The sequence below is a fragment of the Novosphingobium bradum genome (genome assembly GCF_042646485.1).
GTDB classification, from domain to species: domain Bacteria; phylum Pseudomonadota; class Alphaproteobacteria; order Sphingomonadales; family Sphingomonadaceae; genus Novosphingobium; species Novosphingobium bradum.
The window spans coordinates 136,888-152,544 of the sequence record NZ_JBHRTQ010000010.1 but is presented as its reverse complement, the minus strand read 5'-3'; the positions used below and the strand labels follow the sequence as shown (position 1 = coordinate 152,544).

13 protein-coding genes are annotated in these 15,657 nt (G+C 72.4%); 4 read left to right on the top strand and 9 right to left on the bottom strand.

The window, feature by feature from the left end; genetic code table 11:
- The 6 genes from ACFOD9_RS12090 to xseA all read right to left on the bottom strand — a co-directional run bounded on the left by ACFOD9_RS12090 (nt 1) and on the right by xseA (nt 8,077).
- Nucleotides 1–3,720, bottom strand: a complete 3,720-nt coding sequence (locus ACFOD9_RS12090) for an AAA family ATPase (RefSeq protein WP_379510368.1) — start codon at nt 3,718–3,720, stop codon at nt 1–3.
- Between the two features lies 1 nt (nt 3,721).
- The gene (locus tag ACFOD9_RS12085) at nt 3,722–4,966 is read right to left on the bottom strand and encodes an exonuclease SbcCD subunit D C-terminal domain-containing protein (protein ID WP_379510367.1); all 1,245 of its coding nucleotides are present in this window, start codon (nt 4,964–4,966) and stop codon (nt 3,722–3,724) included.
- Between the two features lie 106 nt (nt 4,967–5,072).
- A complete protein-coding gene (locus ACFOD9_RS12080; protein WP_379510366.1) occupies nt 5,073–5,408 on the bottom strand; it encodes a hypothetical protein in 336 nt (111 codons plus the stop codon).
- A gap of 109 nt (nt 5,409–5,517) precedes the next feature.
- Nucleotides 5,518–6,372 carry a M23 family metallopeptidase gene (locus ACFOD9_RS12075; protein ID WP_379510365.1) on the bottom strand — a complete coding sequence of 285 codons (855 nt, stop codon included), beginning with the start codon at nt 6,370–6,372 and terminating at the stop codon, nt 5,518–5,520.
- Between the two features lie 7 nt (nt 6,373–6,379).
- The gene (locus ACFOD9_RS12070) at nt 6,380–6,583 is read right to left on the bottom strand and encodes a DUF2093 domain-containing protein (protein WP_379510364.1); all 204 of its coding nucleotides are present in this window, start codon (nt 6,581–6,583) and stop codon (nt 6,380–6,382) included.
- A gap of 27 nt (nt 6,584–6,610) precedes the next feature.
- Nucleotides 6,611–8,077, bottom strand: coding sequence for an exodeoxyribonuclease VII large subunit (gene xseA, locus ACFOD9_RS12065; protein WP_379510363.1), 1,467 nt, complete (start codon nt 8,075–8,077; stop codon nt 6,611–6,613).
- On the opposite strand from xseA, the gene purD reads away from it, so the two are divergent.
- Together purD and ACFOD9_RS12055 are read left to right on the top strand one after the other, a co-directional pair.
- Nucleotides 8,076–9,371: a phosphoribosylamine--glycine ligase gene (gene purD, locus ACFOD9_RS12060; RefSeq protein ID WP_379510362.1), complete on the top strand. Its 1,296-nt coding sequence runs from the start codon at nt 8,076–8,078 to the stop codon at nt 9,369–9,371. The two genes, xseA and purD, sit on opposite strands and share 2 nt — an antisense overlap.
- A gap of 25 nt (nt 9,372–9,396) precedes the next feature.
- Nucleotides 9,397–10,152, top strand: coding sequence for an SDR family NAD(P)-dependent oxidoreductase (locus ACFOD9_RS12055; protein ID WP_379510361.1), 756 nt, complete (start codon nt 9,397–9,399; stop codon nt 10,150–10,152).
- A 4-nt stretch (nt 10,153–10,156) separates the two neighbouring features.
- Here the strand turns inward: ACFOD9_RS12055 and ACFOD9_RS12050 are convergent, their stop codons facing one another.
- Nucleotides 10,157–11,152, bottom strand: a complete 996-nt coding sequence (locus ACFOD9_RS12050; protein ID WP_379510360.1) for an adenosine kinase — start codon at nt 11,150–11,152, stop codon at nt 10,157–10,159.
- 249 nt (nt 11,153–11,401) lie between these two features.
- Between ACFOD9_RS12050 and ACFOD9_RS12045 the strand changes: the two genes are divergently transcribed.
- Nucleotides 11,402–11,908 carry a hypothetical protein gene (locus tag ACFOD9_RS12045; protein WP_379510359.1) on the top strand — a complete coding sequence of 169 codons (507 nt, stop codon included), beginning with the start codon at nt 11,402–11,404 and terminating at the stop codon, nt 11,906–11,908.
- A 51-nt stretch (nt 11,909–11,959) separates the two neighbouring features.
- The gene (locus tag ACFOD9_RS12040; RefSeq protein ID WP_379510358.1) at nt 11,960–12,943 is read left to right on the top strand and encodes a hypothetical protein; all 984 of its coding nucleotides are present in this window, start codon (nt 11,960–11,962) and stop codon (nt 12,941–12,943) included.
- A 52-nt stretch (nt 12,944–12,995) separates the two neighbouring features.
- Here the strand turns inward: ACFOD9_RS12040 and ACFOD9_RS12035 are convergent, their stop codons facing one another.
- Together ACFOD9_RS12035 and rpe are read right to left on the bottom strand one after the other, a co-directional pair.
- Nucleotides 12,996–14,906 (bottom strand): heparinase II/III family protein, encoded by a 1,911-nt coding sequence (locus ACFOD9_RS12035; protein WP_379510357.1) that lies wholly within the window; start codon nt 14,904–14,906, stop codon nt 12,996–12,998.
- Nucleotides 14,907–14,913: 7 nt separating this feature from the next.
- A complete protein-coding gene (gene rpe, locus ACFOD9_RS12030; RefSeq protein WP_379510356.1) occupies nt 14,914–15,579 on the bottom strand; it encodes a ribulose-phosphate 3-epimerase in 666 nt (221 codons plus the stop codon).
- Between the last annotated feature and the right edge of the window lie 78 nt (nt 15,580–15,657).

Here is a 15,657-nt window from a genome sequence, read left to right as displayed (position 1 = left end):
TCAGCCGCCCACCACCTCCACCCGGCTGGTGCCCTTGCCGGTGGGGGTCACCTCGATCTTCACCGGGATGCGTTCCTTCAGCTCTTCCACGTGGCTGATCACGCCCACGCGGCGGCCGGTGGCGTGGAGGTGTTCGAGCAGGGCCACGGCCTGGCCGAGGCTGGCCGGGTCGAGCGCGCCGAAGCCTTCGTCGATGAACAGGCTTTCGATCTTCACCCCGCTGGCAGTGGACATTTCCGCCAGCCCCAGCGCCAGGGCCAGGCTGACAAGGAAGCGCTCGCCGCCCGAAAGGTTGTGCAGGCCGCGCACTTCGCCGCCCATGTCGTTGTCGAGCACCTGGATCAGCATATCGCCGCCGGGCGCGCGTTCGAGGGTGAAGCGGGGCTTCAGCTCGCACAGGCGGGCGTTGGCGTGTTCGAGCAGGCGGTCGAGGGTCAGGCCTTGCGCGAAGCGGCGGAAGGTGGCGCCGGTTCGGTCGCCGATCAGGTCGCCAAGGCGCAGCCAGATCGCGGCCTTCGCGGTCGCGCTGTCCAGCTCGGCGCGCAGCAGGGCGGTGCGTCCGCGCGAGGCATCGTCCTGGCGCAGGACAATCTCGGCCTCGGCGCGGCGATCGGCGGCGGCGGCGCTGGCCTGCTCGGCCTCGGCCAGAGCGGCGGCGAGCGCGGGGCCGGCCAGCGCCGGGGCTTCGCCCGCGCCATGCCGGGCGAGATCGGCTTCGCGTTCGCGCAGGACGGCGCGGCCCGTGGCCAGTGCCCGATCCAGCGCGGCGAGAGCTTCGCCCTCGGCCTCCAGGGCTTCGGCCCCGGCCCGGGCAACGCGGGCGACCGCATCGGCGTCAAGCCCGGCCTCGGCGAGGGCGGCGGCGAAGGCGTGGGCGCGGCCGGCGTGGTCGGCCTGTGCCGCAGCCGTGGCCGCGCTGGCGCTGTCGTGGCGGGCGGCGCTGCCCACCCGGGCGTGGGAGGCGGCTTCGCGCGCCGCCGCCGCCGCCCGGTGCGCCGCTTCCGCCTCGTTGCGGGCGGCGGCCAGGCGCTGTTCGACCGCCGCGACCGCCTCGCCCTCCAGCAGGGCGGCGCGGTCCTGCGCCAGGGCGGCATGGGCCTGGCCCGCGCGGCACAGGGCTGCGGCCAGTTCCTCGGCGCGGGTGCGGCAGGCGCCAAGCTCGGTTTCGGCCCGGGTCCAGGCATCGCGCAGGGCGGGCAGGGCGGCGGTCAGGCGCTGGCACTCGCGGTCGCGGGCGCGCCATTCGCCGCCGAGGGCAGCCAGCCAGGCGGAGGGATCCGCCTGGGCGCGCCAGGCGCCGGCCGGGGCCAGCCAGCGGTCGAGCGCGGCGGCCAGGCGCCCGGCCTCGGCGCGATCCGCCTTCAGGTCGTTGTCCAGTTCGGTCAGCGCGCGGGTGCGGCTGTCGAGAGCCTCGCGCGCGGCGGCATGGGCTTCGCGCGCGGTGTCGAGCGCGGCGCGGGCCTGGTGTTCGGCCTGGCGCCGGGCATCGGCCGTGGCCCGCGCGGTGGTGAGCGCCGCCAGGCTTTCCTCCACCTCCGCGCGGCGGGCCGATACGGCTTCGGGCAGGGCGTCGGGCAGGGCTGCGGCGCTGTCGGGCAGGGCAAGGGCGCGGGCAGCGGCGAACAGGTCGGCGCGGGCGGCTTCGCGCCGCTGTGCAGCCAGGTCCAGCTGCCGGCCCTGTTCGGCGCGCTCGCGGCCCAGATGGACGGCGGCCTCGTCGAGCGCCTTGACCTCGGCCTCCGCGGCAATCGCCTCGCGGTCCTGCGCGGCGTGATCAGCTTCCAGCGCCTGGGCGGCTTCTTCCCGCCGGCGCAGGTGTTCGCCCAGCTTGCCCTCGAAACGATCAAGCTGGTGTTCGGCGGAGCCGCAGACCGGGCAGGGCTGGCCCGGCGCCAGTTCGGCGCGCAGGGCTTCGGCCGCATCGGTCGCGGCGGCGCGCAGCAGGGCCAGGTCGCGGCGGGCCTCGGCCACCCTGGCCGCCAGCGCCGGCAGAGTGGCGGCCAGGGTGGCCTGGCGCGAGCTTAGCGCGGTGCGGCGCGCCTGGTCGCCGTCCAGCCGCTCACGGGTGCGCGACAGGGTTTGCTCGGCACCGAGCAGCGCGGCTTCGGTCTGGGCCTGGGCAGCTAGCAGGCCGTCGATCCGGGTCAGCCGGTCGCGCGCGTCGGCGAGGTTGGCGAGGGCGTCTGGCGGGGGCAGCGCCTGTTCGGCCTCGGCCAGGGCCTGTTGCGCCGCCTCATGGGCCTCGCCCGCCTCGCGCAGGGTGGCTTCCGCCGTGGTCCAGCGGGCCAGGGCCTGGCGCTGGGCCTGCTCCTGTTCGCCGCGCAGCCCCTCGCCGTGGGCCACGGCGGCGGCGCGGGCGGCATGGTCGGCCAGTTGGCTCGCCAGTTCGTCCTCGCGCTGGGCAAGCGGGGCAAGGGCGGCGTGGCCCGCCAGCCAGTCCCGCTCCGCCGCCTCGGCCGCTTCGGCCTCGGCATGGGCGGCCCGGGTTTTGGCCTGGGCGGCTTCGGCGGTGGCCAGCCGCTGCTGCCCGGTCGCGGCTTCGGCCCGGGCCTGGGCCACCGCGCGGGCGGCTTCGGCCAGGCGCACGTCGAGCGCGCGGGCTTGGTCCAGCGCCGGGGCGAGGGCGCGGGCCTCAGCTTCGGCGGCCTCGCGCCGGGCGGTGGCGGCGGTTTGCGCGGCCTGGGCCTGCGCTTCCTCGGCCTCGGCCCGGGCCAGGGCGGCGGCGGCCTCGGCGGCATCGCGCGCGGTGGCTGCGCGCTTTGCCTCGGCTTCGGCCAGCGCGGTCCAGGCCGGGGCCAGGGCGAGGGCGCGGCGATCCAGCGCCAGGGCGGCCCGGCGGGGGGCGGCCTCGCTTGCCGCGGCTTCGCTGGCGGCCAGCGCCTGGCGGGCACTGGCGACCTGCTGCGCGAGCTGCGCGCCGGCCAGTTCGTGGGCGCGGGCCTGCTTGAGCGCTTCGTGATCGGCGCGGGCCTGGGCTTCGGCGGCCTGGGCCTGGGCCAGGGCCTGTTCGGCCTCGGCGCGCTGGTCATCGTCGAGGCCGTGCTGGTCGGCGATCCGGGCGCGGAGCAAGTCCAGCCCGGCTTCAAGCGTGCGGGCCTTCTCGAAGGCGCGCTGGCCCAGCGCGGTGTAGATTTCCGAGCCGGTCAGCCGTTCGAGCAGGATCGCCCGTTCGTTGGCATCGGCGCGGATGAAGGCTTCGAAATCGCCCTGGGCAAGCAGCACCGCCCGGCCGAACTGCTCGGCCGAAAGGCCGATGACCGCGCGGATCGCCGCCAGGGTTTCGGTGCGGGTGCCGCCGATCCGTTCGCCGGTGTCGAGCCGCTCGAAGGAGTGGTCGTGGTTCTGCAGCTTGCCATCGGCCTTGCCGCGTGCGCGCTTGACCGACCAGCGCGCGCGGTAGGTCGCGCCGCCGGGCATGGCGAAGTCCACCTCGGCAAAGCCTTCGCCCGTGCCGTGGCGCAGGATTGCGCGGGTATCGCGCAGCGACAGGCCTGTGTCCTCCGCCTCGCCGATCTTGCCGCCCGACGGCGCGGCCTTGAGCCGGGGAATGTCGTTGAACAGCGCCAGGCACACCGCATCGAGCAGGGTCGACTTGCCCGCCCCGGTCGGCCCGGTGATGGCGAAGATGCCCGATCCGGCGAGCGGTTCCTCGGTGAAGTCGATGGCGAAGGCGCCCGCCAGACTGGCAAGGTTCTGGCCGCGAATGGCAAGGATACGCATTTCAGGCAGGCTCCCCGGCGGGCAGGGTGTTCACTTCGATCAGCAGCTCGGCAAAGGCGCGGGCGAGATCGTCGGGCGGGGGATTGCCGCCATATTTCGCCCCGTGGAGCGCGGCGAAGACCGCCTCGGGCGCAAGGTCGCCAAGGTCTGCCCCGGCGAGCGGCCCCTCGTTCGCGTCCGGCGCGGTGGCCACCTGGCGCAGGATCCGGGTGAGGCGGACGGCCTTGCCGTCCAGCGCGGCGAGCACGCGGGCCTGGAGGTGCGGCTCCGGCCCGTCGACCGCGACTGTCACTTCGAGGAAGGGATGCCTTTCGCGGGGGAGGCCTTCGTCCGCCGGCAGGGCTTCCAGTTCGGCCACCACCGCATCGAGCGGCGCTGCCCCGCGCGCGGGCACGGCGAGGAAGGGAACCGGGCGCGGGATCGGCACCTCGCCGAGCGCGAATTTCCCCGGGGAAACGCGCAAGACACTGATCGAATGGGCATAATCCCGCTCGGTCGCCGAAAGCGGGAAGGGCGAGCCGGCATAGCGGATCGGGCAAGGCCCGGCCACGTCCTGCGCGCGGTGGAGGTGGCCGAGCGCGACATAGGCGGCGCGCGGATCGAACAGGCTGGCGGCCTGGGCCTCCTCGCCGCCGACGACAATCCGCCGTTCCGACAGTTCGGACACCGCGCCGCCGGCCACGTGGAGGTGGCCCGAGAGGATCAGCGGCAGGCTGCCCGCGCGCTCGGCCCCGGCCGCTGCAACGCCGGCGTAAAGGCTCTGCAAGGGCTCTGCACCCAGATCGCCCGGGCGGCAGAAGGGCACGGCGGCGAGCCAGGCGGCAATCTCGCCGGTCTTGCCGGGCAGCGGGATCAGCATGGCCGCGTGATCGGGCATGGTGCCCTCGCCATCGGGCCGCACCTTGCGCGGCAGGTTGCCGACGAAACGGACGCGCGCTTCGTCAAGCAGGGGGGCGGGCAGGTTGATCCGCGCTGCGCTGTCATGATTGCCGCCCAGAATCACGGTGAGCAGGCCGGGCCGGCGCGCGGATGCGGCGGCGAGGAAGGCATAGAGCCGCCGCATGGCCGAGACCGGGGGATTGGCCACGTCGTAGATGTCGCCGGTGACCAGCAGGACATCGGCCTCCTGCTCATCGAGTTGGCCGAGCAGCCAGGCAAGGAAGGCCTCGTGCTCGGCCTCGCGCGGGTGGCCGGCGAGTTCGTGGCCGAGGTGCCAGTCGGAGGTGTGGATCAGGGTGAGGGTCATCGGTTTGGTCATCGCCGGGGAGACTGGCGCAGGCAAGCGACAGAAGCGGTCGCAGGTGCGATCTTGCGGGCGGATGGATGCGGAAAGGCGCCGGCGCCGGGCCGGTTTACCGGCGCTCACTCGGGCGCCGCCGGCCGGCCGCATCGAGGCGGCGGGCGAGAGCCGCGCCGAGCACCCGGTCGACCGTGTCGCGGGCCGAGGCCAGCACCGGATCGTCGCCATGCTCGGGATCGTCGAGCGGGGTGAGCATGGCCTCGTGCATCGCGCGCAGTTCGTCGGCGGAAAAGCCCTGCCGCCGCGCCATGCCGGCGATGACGTGGCACAGGCCGTTGAACGTGGCGGCAAGCATCAGTTGCCCGGCATCGGCGGCGCTGTCGTCGTCGGCGGCGGCGCAGGGCGACGGCGTGGGATGGGGCGCGGGAAAGGGCGGGGCGGTGTCCATGGCGAATCTCCTGACCGGCGGCATGGGCACCGGCCTATCGGCGCGATGCGACAGAAGCGGACGCTGGTTGATCAAGACGTTCGCCCCGCCGGAACGGCCAGCGGCGAAGCTAGGCCTCCTGTGGCAGGAACAGCAGCGGATCGAGGCGGGCCTCGTGCCACCGCAGGCCCCAGTGCAGGTGCGGGCCGGTGGCGCGGCCGGTCATGCCGACCTCGGCCACCACCTGGCCCTGCCGCACCGTATCGCCCAGCGCCACCCGGTGGGCCGAGCAGTGGAGGAAGGCGCTGGTCAGGCCCATGCCGTGATCGATCATCAGCAGCTTGCCTTCCAGGGTGAAGGGCGCGGCGGCGGCGAGGATCACCACGCCATCTGCCGGGCAGTGGATCGGGGTGCCGGCGGCAGCGGCCAGGTCCAGCCCGGAATGATAGGCGCCGGGTTCGCCCCGGTAGATCCGCTGGGCGCCGAACCGGCCCGAAACGCGGCCCGGGGCCGGGCGGATCATTGGCTGGTTCCAGCCTGTCGCGCCGGTCACTTTCGCGCGGGCCGCGCCGATCTGCGCCAGTTCGGCCTTGCGGATGCGGAGATAGTCCGCGCTGGGCAGGGATGGCGGGCGGCGCGGCGCGTCGATCCGTTCGATCTGCCAGGCGCGCGGGGCGATGGCGAGCGGGAGCGTGGTTTCCCAGCCGTTGGCGGCGCGGGCATGGAGCCGCGCCTCGGGCGGGGCATCGCGATCGAAGGCGATGAGGAAAGCGCCGGAAGGGTCGGTCGGCACGGGCGCGCCATCGAGATCGACGCTCACGCCGTGGCGGGCCAGACCGCGTGCCCAGCCGCCCTGGGTCAGCCGGCTGGCGGTGAGTTCCAGCGCGGGCAGGGCGAGCGAGGTGGCCCATGCGCCCCGCGCCAGCGCGCCGGCCGCAAGGCCGCCGCCAATCAGGCCGAGGGCGCGGCGGCGGTCTGGCCGCATGGCCTTGTCAGCCCTGGCCGAGCAGCCGCCGGGTGGCCAGTTCGCAGCTGGCATAGGCTTCCTGGCGCACCGCGCTCCAATAGCGCAACGAATCGAGCGGGACTTTCTCCCCGCTGACCGCGCAGAGCACGAAGGCACCGGGGCGCAGGACCTGGAAGCCATTGGGGCCGAATTGCAGGGCGGCAGGACGTTCGGACGCGTTCATCAGCATGGGCACGAGGTTACCAGCGTTTGCGCTTCAGAACAAATCGCCTTGCGGCCCGCCCGCTGCGGGGGCGCCGGGCCGGGCTGGCCGCGCGGGCTTGCGGGGCGCGCCGGCGGGGCTGACCAGCAGCGCGCCATCGTGGAATTCCAGGGTCATTTCCGCCAGCCCCGCCGCGATCGCCTTGCCGCCGACCACGTGGCCATCCGGCCCGGTGACCAGGGCATAGCCCCGCCGCAGCGGCGCGCGCGGATCGAGCTGGCGGCGCAGGCGATCGAGCGAATCGACATGGGCGCGGGCCGTGTCGATCCGGCGCAGCAGGTCTTCGGGGCGCAGCCGTTCGGCTTCCAGCCGCTGGCGGGCGTGGCGCAGCTGGTAGGCGAGCAGCGGCGCGGAGAGCCGGCCGGCGGGATGGTGGAGCGCAGTGCGGGCCTGGGCGATCCGGTCGGCCAGGCCGCGCCGCAGGCGCTCGCCCAGATCGTCCAGCCGCTGGGCGCGCTGGGCGACCATGGTTTCGGGCCGGGGCAGGCGCTGGGCGCGGGCTTCCAGCCGTTCGCGCCCGAGCTGGACCGGGCGCAGGGCGCAGCGGCGCTGGCGGAAGGCCAGTTCGGCGATCTGCGCGGCCAGGTCCTCGCGCACCGGCACGGCGATCTCGGCGGCGGCGGTGGGCGTGGGCGCGCGCAGGTCGGCGGCGAAATCAGCCAGCGTGGTATCGGTCTCGTGGCCCACGGCAGAGATGACCGGGATCGGGCACCCGGCGATGGCGCGGACCACCACTTCCTCGTTGAAGGCCCACAGATCCTCGATCGAGCCGCCGCCGCGCGCGACGATGACGAGATCGGGGCGCGGCACCGGCCCGCCGGGCGGGATCTCGCCAAACCCGCGCACGGCAGCGGCCACCTGCTCGGCCGCGCCATTGCCCTGGACCAGCACCGGCCAGACCAGCACCCGGCTGGGGAAGCGATCGGCCAGGCGGTGGAGGATGTCGCGGATCACCGCCCCGGTGGGCGAGGTGACCACGCCGATCACCCGCGGCAGGAACGGCAGGGCGCGCTTGCGGGCGCGGTCGAACAGGCCTTCGGCTTCGAGCCGCGCCCTGGTTTTCGCCAGCAGGGCGAGCAGCGCGCCTTCGCCCGCGATCTCCATCCGGTCGATCACGATCTGGTAGTTGGAGCGGCCGGGATAGGTCGTCAGCTTGCCTGTGGCGATGACTTCCACCCCGTCTTCCGCGCGAAAGGCAAGGCGCCCGGCATTGCCCTTCCACATCACCCCATCGAGCCGCGCGCCTTCATCCTTGAGCGACAGGTAGAGGTGGCCGGAAGCTGCGCGCTTGACCCCCGAAAGCTCGCCGCGCACCCGCACGAAGCCGAAGCGATCCTCCACCGTGCGCTTGAGCGCGGCGGAAATTTCGCTGATGGTCAGCGGCTCGGCGTTGTCGCCAGCGCTCCGCTTCGCTACCAGCCCGGCGGAGAGATCATCGGAAAAAGGCGGCGTATCGGGCATGAACATCCTGCTTCTGGGCTCGGGCGGCCGCGAACATGGGCTGGCGTGGAAGCTGGCGCAATCGCGTTTGCTGGAAAATGGGGGCAAGCTTTATGCCGCCCCCGGCAATCCGGGCATCGCCGACCATGCCGAACTGGTCGCGCTCGATGCGACTGACCATGGCGCGACGATCGCCTTTTGCGAAGCCCATCACGTGGGACTGGTGGTGATCGGCCCGGAAGCGCCGCTGGTCGACGGGCTGGGCGACAGCCTGCGCGGCGCGGGCTTCGCCGTGTTCGGTCCCAATCGCCTGCCCGCCCAGCTGGAAGGCTCCAAGGGCTTCACCAAGGACCTGTGCGCCCGCGCCAAGATCCCCACCGGGGGCTATGAGCGGGTTAGCAACGAAGCCGATGGCCTGGCCGCCGTGCGCCGGTTCGGCGCGCCGGTGGTGATCAAGGCCGATGGCCTCGCTGCCGGCAAGGGCGTGACCGTGGCCATGGACATGGCAACGGCGGAAGACGCGATCCGCGAGATCTTCGCCGGCCGGTTCGGCGCGGCGGGGGCCGAAGCCGTGGTCGAGGAATTCCTCGATGGCGAGGAGGCGAGCTTCTTCGCCCTCACCGATGGCTCCACCATCCTGCCCTTCGCCTCGGCCCAGGACCACAAGCGCGTGGGCGAGGGCGATACCGGCCCCAACACCGGCGGCATGGGCGCCTACAGCCCGGCCCGCGTGCTCACCCCGGCGCTGGCCGCCGAGGCGATGACCCGGATCATCGCGCCCACGGTCAAGACCCTGGCGGACGAGGGCATGGCCTATTCGGGCGTGCTGTTCCTGGGCCTGATGCTGACCGCCGATGGCCCCAAGCTGATCGAATACAATTGCCGGTTCGGCGATCCGGAATGCCAGGTCATGCTGATGCGGCTGGAATCGGACCTGGGCGAACTGCTGCTGGCCTGTGCGGAAAACCGCCTTGCCTCGGTGGAGCCGCCGCGCTTTTCCGACGATGTCGCGCTGACCGTGGTCATGGCCGGCGCGGGCTATCCGGGCGAGCCGAAGAAGGGCGGGCGGATAAACGGGATTCCGGCGGCGGAAGCGGGCGGGGCCAAGGTCTTCCATGCCGGAACGAAGCTGGGCATCGATGGCGTGCTCACCGCCAATGGCGGGCGCGTGCTCAACGTGACCGCGCGCGGGGCCACGGTGAGCGAGGCGCAAGCCCGCGCCTATGCCGCGGTCGATGCGATCCAGGCGCCCGACCTGTTCTGCCGCCGCGATATCGGCTGGCGTGAAGTGGCGCGGGAGGCCAAGCCGTCCTAAGCCTGCCGCCAGAGGAGCAGGAACGATGCGACAACTGGAAGGCAAGGCGGCCCTGGTGACGGGCGCGGCGCGCGGGCTGGGCCGGGAATGCGCCCGCGCATTTGCCCGCAAGGGCGCGCGGGTGGTGGTGGCCGATCTCGACGCCGAGGGCGGCGAGGAAACCGTGCAACTGATCCGCGACGAGGGCGGCGAGGCTGTGTTCGTGCAGGCCGACGTTTCGCGGGTGGAGGATGTGCGGGCGATGATCGATACCGCGGTCAAGCGGTTCGGCGGCCTGCACTGCGCGATCAACAATGCCATGCGCCCCGGCCAGAACCTTCCGCTGGCCGATATTCCGGAAGAGCTGTGGGAGGCGATGCTCGCGGTCAACCTGACCGGGGTGTTCCTTTGCATGAAATACGAGATCAAGGCGATGCTGGCCGGTGGCGGGGGCGCGATCGTCAACATCGGCTCGGGCAACGAACACGCCGGAGCCTATGGCCTGTCGCACTATTATTCGGCCAAGACCGGACTTCAGGGCATGACCAAGAGCGCCGCGCTGGAATATGCCCGCAAGGGCGTGCGGATCAACGCGGTCGGCCCCGGGGTGATGGCCACCCCGCTGATGGAAGCCGCCTTCGCCGATCCCAAGCGCCATGCCTTCCTGATGAGCAAGTCGCCGCTGGGGCGCTTCGCCCAGCCCGAGGAAGTGGCCAATGCGGCGGTGTGGCTGTGCACCGACGAGGCCTCGATGGTGGTCGGCCACACGCTGGTGGCCGATGGCGGCGCGGTCCTGACCTGACGGGTCAGGCGACCGCTTCGGCCACCAGCGCCTTGAGATCCGCCTCGGGCCGGGCGCCGTAGTGGCTGATGATCTCCGCCGCGCAGATCGCGCCCAGCTTCAGGCACCGGGCCAGCGGCATGGCGCGGGCGAGGCCGAACAGGAAGCCGGCGGCGAACAGATCGCCCGCTCCGGTCGTATCCACCACCTGGGCCACCGGCTCGGCCGCAACTTGCGCGTGCTCCCCGCCGGAAATGGCATAGGCGCCCTTCTCGCTGCGGGTGACGACCACGGTGGGCACCTTGCCGCCCAGATGGGTGATACCTTCGTGGAAATCCTCGATCCCGGTGAGCGCGGCCAGTTCGTGTTCGTTGGCGAAGAGGATGTCGATCTCGCCGGCCTCGATCAGGGCGCGGAAATCATCGCCATGGCGGGCGATGACGAACGAATCCGACAGAGTGAAGGCCACCTTGCGCCCGGCATTGCGGGCCGCGGCGATCGCCCGGCGCATGGCCGCGCGCGGTTCTTCCGGGTCCCACAGGTAGCCTTCGAGATAGAGCACGGCGGCCCCGGCGATGGCCGCTTCGTCCACCTGGGCGGCGGGCAGGAACTGCGAGGCGCCGAGATAGGTGTTCATGGTGCGCTGGCCATCGGGGGTCACGAAGATCAGGCAGCGCGCGGTCGGCGGATCGTCGGCCCGGGCGGGGGTGGCGAAGGCGATGCCGCCGGCGCGGATGTCGTGGGCGAACACCTCGCCCAGCTGGTCGTCGGCGACCTGGCCGATGAAGGCGCAGCTTGCGCCCAGCGCGGCCAGGCCGGCCAGGGTATTGGCTGCCGAGCCGCCGGAAATCTCCCGCGCCGGCCCCATCGCTTCGTACAGGTCATGGGCGCGGGCGGTATCGACCAGGGTCATCCCGCCCTTGGCCAGGCCCAGCCGATCGATATCGGCATCGCTGCACGGGGCCATCACGTCGACGATGGCATTGCCGATGGCGATCACGTCGTGGACTGGAGTGGTCATGAGCGGGGAAACCTTATGGCAGGTGGGGCGTTCGGGGGCGGGTATAGTCATTTCCACTTGCGTGGAATCGGCACCGGCCCGCTCCCCCGCCCGACCACCCATAGGGTACTATCGTTGGGTGGTCGGGCGGGGGAGCGGGCCGGTGCCGCATCTGTTTCAGTTTGACTGAAACAAAGTCTAGCGGCGGGGCGGGGCACCGGCAAGTCCGATCCGGTTGACGGCGCCGCGCGGCCGGGCGATTGGCGGGCCATGCATCGCGCCGCCTTCCTTGCCTTGTTGCTGCTCGTCCCGGCGCTTGCCGGCTGTGGCGGCGCCGATACCGGGCCGGTCCGCAGCGCCGGCGCCCCGGTGGTTCGCCCGCCCGCCCCGCGCACCCAGCCGCGCGCGCCGGTGCGCCGGCCGATCGCCCCGCCGCCGGTTCAGGCGCTGCCGGGGCTGGAAGGGGTGACTGGGGCGAGCGGGGCCGATCTCGTCCGCCAGTTCGGCAATCCCCGGCTCGACGTGCTGGAGGGCGATGCGCGCAAGCTCCAGTTCGGCGGTTCGGCCTGCGTGCTCGACATCTATCTCTATCCCGCCGCGCCCGGACGCGAGCCGCAGGCCAGCTACGTCGATGCGCGCCGCGCCAGCGACGGCCAGGACGTCGACCGCGTGGCCTGCGTCCGCTCGATGCGGCGCGTGCCCCCGCCGCCGCAGGCCGCTGCTCCTGCGCCAGCCGTGCCGGCCCGGCCGCCGCACGGGCGGGTAACCCGGCCTTAACCGCATCGGGCGCATAGCCGGCTCCCGATTGCAACGGGGGGCGAAACGCCGATGACCTATCAGTTCCGCGCGCTGGCCGCGCAGGCCCAGGCCGATGGCCGGATCACCGCCGAGGAAATTCTCGGCCTTCGCCGCGACGGCTGGGCCGATGGCCGGATCGAGCCGGCCGAGGCCGAGGCGATCTTCGTGCTCAACGACCATCTGGCCGAACGCACCGGCGAATGGGCCGATTTCTTCGTCGAGGCGATCACCCAGTACCTGGTGGCCGGCGGCAGCCCGCGCGGCTTCATCGGCGAAGACCAGGCTGAGTGGCTGATCGCCCGGCTGGACTGCGATGGCCGTGTCGATTCGCTGGCCGAGCTGGAATTGCTCGCCACCCTGTTTGACAAGGCGGAGTCCGTGCCCGAACGGCTCAAGGCCTATGCCCTCGCGCAGATCGAACAGGCCGTGCTGACCGGGACGGGGCCGACCCGCGACGGCGGCGCGCTGGGCAGCAGCGCCCAGGGCGGCGCCTGCATCACCCCGGCCGAGTGCCGCCTGCTCAAGCGCTACATTTATTCGTTCACCAGCGATTCTCCGGGCGGGGTGAGCCGGGCCGAGGCGGAAATGCTGTTTCGCCTGAAGGACGCGACCCTGGGGGCCGACAATGCCCCCGAATGGGCCGACCTGTTCGTGAAGGCGGTGGCCAACCACCTCATGGCCCACAACCGCTTCCAGCAGCTCTCTGCCGATCGCGCCCGCGCGCTCGACAGCTTCATGAACGATGCCACGCCGCGGCTGGGCGCCTTCTTCGGGCGCATGGGCAAGAGCGACCTTGGCGGTAATTTCCGCGAAGCGGCGCGCGGCGTCCTGGGCTTCGGCCGCAAGGGCGCGCCGGATGGCAGTGGCCGCGATCTTGCCGGCGAAGTGGCCGCCGACCAGCGCATCACCGAAACCGAGGATGCCTGGCTGCAAGGCCAGGTCGATGCCAACCACGAGCTGGACGTGCTCGACAAGGCGCTGCTGCGCTTCATCGCCGAGGCCGAACGGGGCTGATCGGGGCTGATCGGGCCGCGGCGCTTCGGCGAAGCGGCCCGGCCCCGCCGGTTCAGCCCATCTTCTTCAGCAGCCAGGCAAAATTGCCGCCGCCGCGGCTGACCAGCCCGGCAATGACGATCTGGCGGGTGGCGACGGGGCGGCCCTGGCCATCGGCCCAGAGCGAATCCTCCACCGAAACCTCGGCCTCGCCGCCCGAGCGGAACTGCCAGTAGGAGCCATCGGGCAGGACGATGCCCACCCCCTGGCCATCGCCCGAGCGCCCCACCTCAACCCCCGGGCCAAGGTGGAAGCGCAGGGCAAAGGCCACCTTGCCGCGCCGCGCGCCCTTGCCGCGCGAGGGCACCAGCAGGTCTTCGCCGCGCAGTTCGCTGCCATCCTCGCGCAGGATCAGGATGCGGCGGTGGACCAGGCCATAGCGCTGGACATAGCCATCGTGGCTGGCTTCCAGCCGGGTGGCGCCGGGGCCGCGCCGCGCGGGCCGGCCCGGGGCGGGCGATGGCTTGCCGGCCTCGCCCTCTTCCGGCTGGAGCATCCGGCGATCGACTTCCACTTCGCCCACGCCCGAACCAATCCGGCCATTGATCAGCACCGCGGTGGAATTGGCATCGTCGAGCACCAGGGTGGAATGGGCGGCCGTGGCGCGCAGCCCCTGTTCCAGCCGGGCGGGCATCAGGCCGCCGGCCGCGGCGGCGCCCCCGCAATTGACGATCATCCGGTGGCCGGCATGGCTGAGCTCGAAGGCCAGGGTCGAGGCGCAGCCGGTGCGCGCATGGCGCGGCAGCGGCGGCGGCGCGGCATCGAACTGGAGGACGGCCTTGCCGGCGACCACGCGCTGGTAGCCCCACTGGCGGACATCGCGCAGCGGACGGGCGCGTACCCCGGTGGCCGCGACCAGCCGGGCCACCTCATCGGCCGCGATTCCCCAGCCACCCTGCCACGAGCCAAGCGAGCCATCGCCGTGGGTCAGCGCAAGCAGCGGCGGCACCAGCAGGCCGAGGATGCCCGACAGGGCTTCGGGCGGTTCGGCACGGATCGCGCGGTAGCAGGCGATCACCCGGACCACGAGCGCGATCGCCTCCATCTGGGCGAGCGGGCTGCGGGTGAGGGTGCCGCCATCATCGCCCACCAGTTCGCCCAGGGTGCGGATCAGCCCGGCCTCGCCATAGAGGCGGCGGGCCTTGCCATCGGGCAGGAGCAGGCCGGCGGCGACGATCGCGCACCAGCCGGCGAGCGCGGCGGTCAGATCCTCGGCGCGGCCGACGTGGCGATCCAGCCAGCGGGCATGGTCGGCCATGGCGCCAAGCGCGCGGGTGCGCTGGGCGCCGGAGAGGAAATAGGGCGCATCGACCAGCCAGCACAGCAGGCGGGTGCCGGCCAGCCCCACGGTCCAGGCGCCGGCCTTGGCGGGCCGGGCCGGAGCCTTGGGATTGGCATCCAGCCAGGTGGCAAGGATGCGTTCGGCCACCGGCGTGCCCTGTTCGCGGCTGGCGGCGGCGGCAAGGTCGGCCGCCCAGGCGAAGGAATGGACATAGCGCTCCATCGGCGCGCTCATCCGGGCGACGCCGCCAAGATCGGCCTGGTCCACGGGCAGCTTGGCCCCATGGAGCAGGAAATGCCCGGCGCGGATCGCGGTGCCGGCCACCTTGTCACCCTCCAGCGGGCTTTCGACCGTGGCGAGCAGGCGCTTCCTGGCCGGCTTGCGGAAGGCGCCGGCCAGGCTGCCGGTGAGGCCCAGGCCATAGGCGAAGCGGACCAGCCGTTCGCCCGCCGAGAGGGCCGGCGGGGCAAAGCTGGTGAGCGCGAGCATTCGGCCCGGTTCGGCCGGTTCCTCGTCCGGGATGCGCGGGGTCTGGGTCACCTGCGGCTCCGGGCTGTCGGGAAGGGGCATGGCTGAAATGGTGGCCGTTGCGTCGTCGTCGTCAACCTCGATGCGGGTGCGGGACGGGGCGGCATCGACCATCGCCAGATCAGGCTCCCCGGCCCTTCAGCCGGGCGATGTTGGCGCCATAGGCTTGCGGACCGCCGCGGAAGGTGGCCGTGCCGGCCACCAGCACGTCGGCCCCGGCGGCCACGCATTGCGGCGCTGTGACCGCATCGACCCCGCCATCGACTTCCAGCCGGATGTCGCGGCCCGACTTGTCGATCATCTTGCGGACAGCCTCGATCTTGCGAAGCTGGCTGGCGATGAAGCTCTGCCCGCCGAAGCCGGGGTTCACGCTCATCACCAGCACGAGATCGATCTCGTCGATCAGGTAATCGAGCATCTTGGCCGGGGTGCCCGGATTGAGCGAGATGCCCGCCTGCTTGCCCAGCGACTTGATCAGCTGGACCGTGCGGTGGACGTGGGCGCCGGCTTCGGGGTGGACCGTGATGATGTCGGCCCCGGCCTCGGCGAAGGCTTCGATGTAGGAATCCACCGGGCTGATCATCAGGTGGACGTCAAACGGCTTGGCGGTGTGCGGGCGCAGGGCCTTTACCACCATCGGGCCGATGGTGATGTTGGGGACGAAATGGCCGTCCATCACGTCGACATGGATCCAGTCAGCCCCGGCGGCATCGATGGCGCGTACTTCTTCGCCGAGGCGGGAAAAATCGGCCGAGAGGATCGAGGGCGAGATGAGGGGCGCGTTCATGGCCTGCACGAAAAAGAGGATGGTCCAATGGCGTTAGACACCACATCTTGTGGCCACAACCGCCGAATGGGCCGTTTT

Coding starts and splice junctions, on each gene's coding strand:
- rpe (WP_379510356.1), bottom strand. CDS start 15,579: ATGAACGCGCCCCTCATCTCGCCCTCGATCCTCTCGGCCGATTTTTCC.
- ACFOD9_RS12035 (WP_379510357.1), bottom strand. CDS start 14,906: ATGGTCGATGCCGCCCCGTCCCGCACCCGCATCGAGGTTGACGACGAC.
- ACFOD9_RS12055 (WP_379510361.1), top strand. CDS start 9,397: ATGCGACAACTGGAAGGCAAGGCGGCCCTGGTGACGGGCGCGGCGCGC.
- xseA (WP_379510363.1), bottom strand. CDS start 8,077: ATGCCCGATACGCCGCCTTTTTCCGATGATCTCTCCGCCGGGCTGGTA.
- ACFOD9_RS12090 (WP_379510368.1), bottom strand. CDS start 3,720: ATGCGTATCCTTGCCATTCGCGGCCAGAACCTTGCCAGTCTGGCGGGC.
- ACFOD9_RS12050 (WP_379510360.1), bottom strand. CDS start 11,152: ATGACCACTCCAGTCCACGACGTGATCGCCATCGGCAATGCCATCGTC.
- ACFOD9_RS12080 (WP_379510366.1), bottom strand. CDS start 5,408: ATGGACACCGCCCCGCCCTTTCCCGCGCCCCATCCCACGCCGTCGCCC.
- ACFOD9_RS12075 (WP_379510365.1), bottom strand. CDS start 6,372: ATGCGGCCAGACCGCCGCCGCGCCCTCGGCCTGATTGGCGGCGGCCTT.
- purD (WP_379510362.1), top strand. CDS start 8,076: ATGAACATCCTGCTTCTGGGCTCGGGCGGCCGCGAACATGGGCTGGCG.
- ACFOD9_RS12045 (WP_379510359.1), top strand. CDS start 11,402: ATGCATCGCGCCGCCTTCCTTGCCTTGTTGCTGCTCGTCCCGGCGCTT.
- ACFOD9_RS12040 (WP_379510358.1), top strand. CDS start 11,960: ATGACCTATCAGTTCCGCGCGCTGGCCGCGCAGGCCCAGGCCGATGGC.
- ACFOD9_RS12070 (WP_379510364.1), bottom strand. CDS start 6,583: ATGCTGATGAACGCGTCCGAACGTCCTGCCGCCCTGCAATTCGGCCCC.
- ACFOD9_RS12085 (WP_379510367.1), bottom strand. CDS start 4,966: ATGACCCTCACCCTGATCCACACCTCCGACTGGCACCTCGGCCACGAA.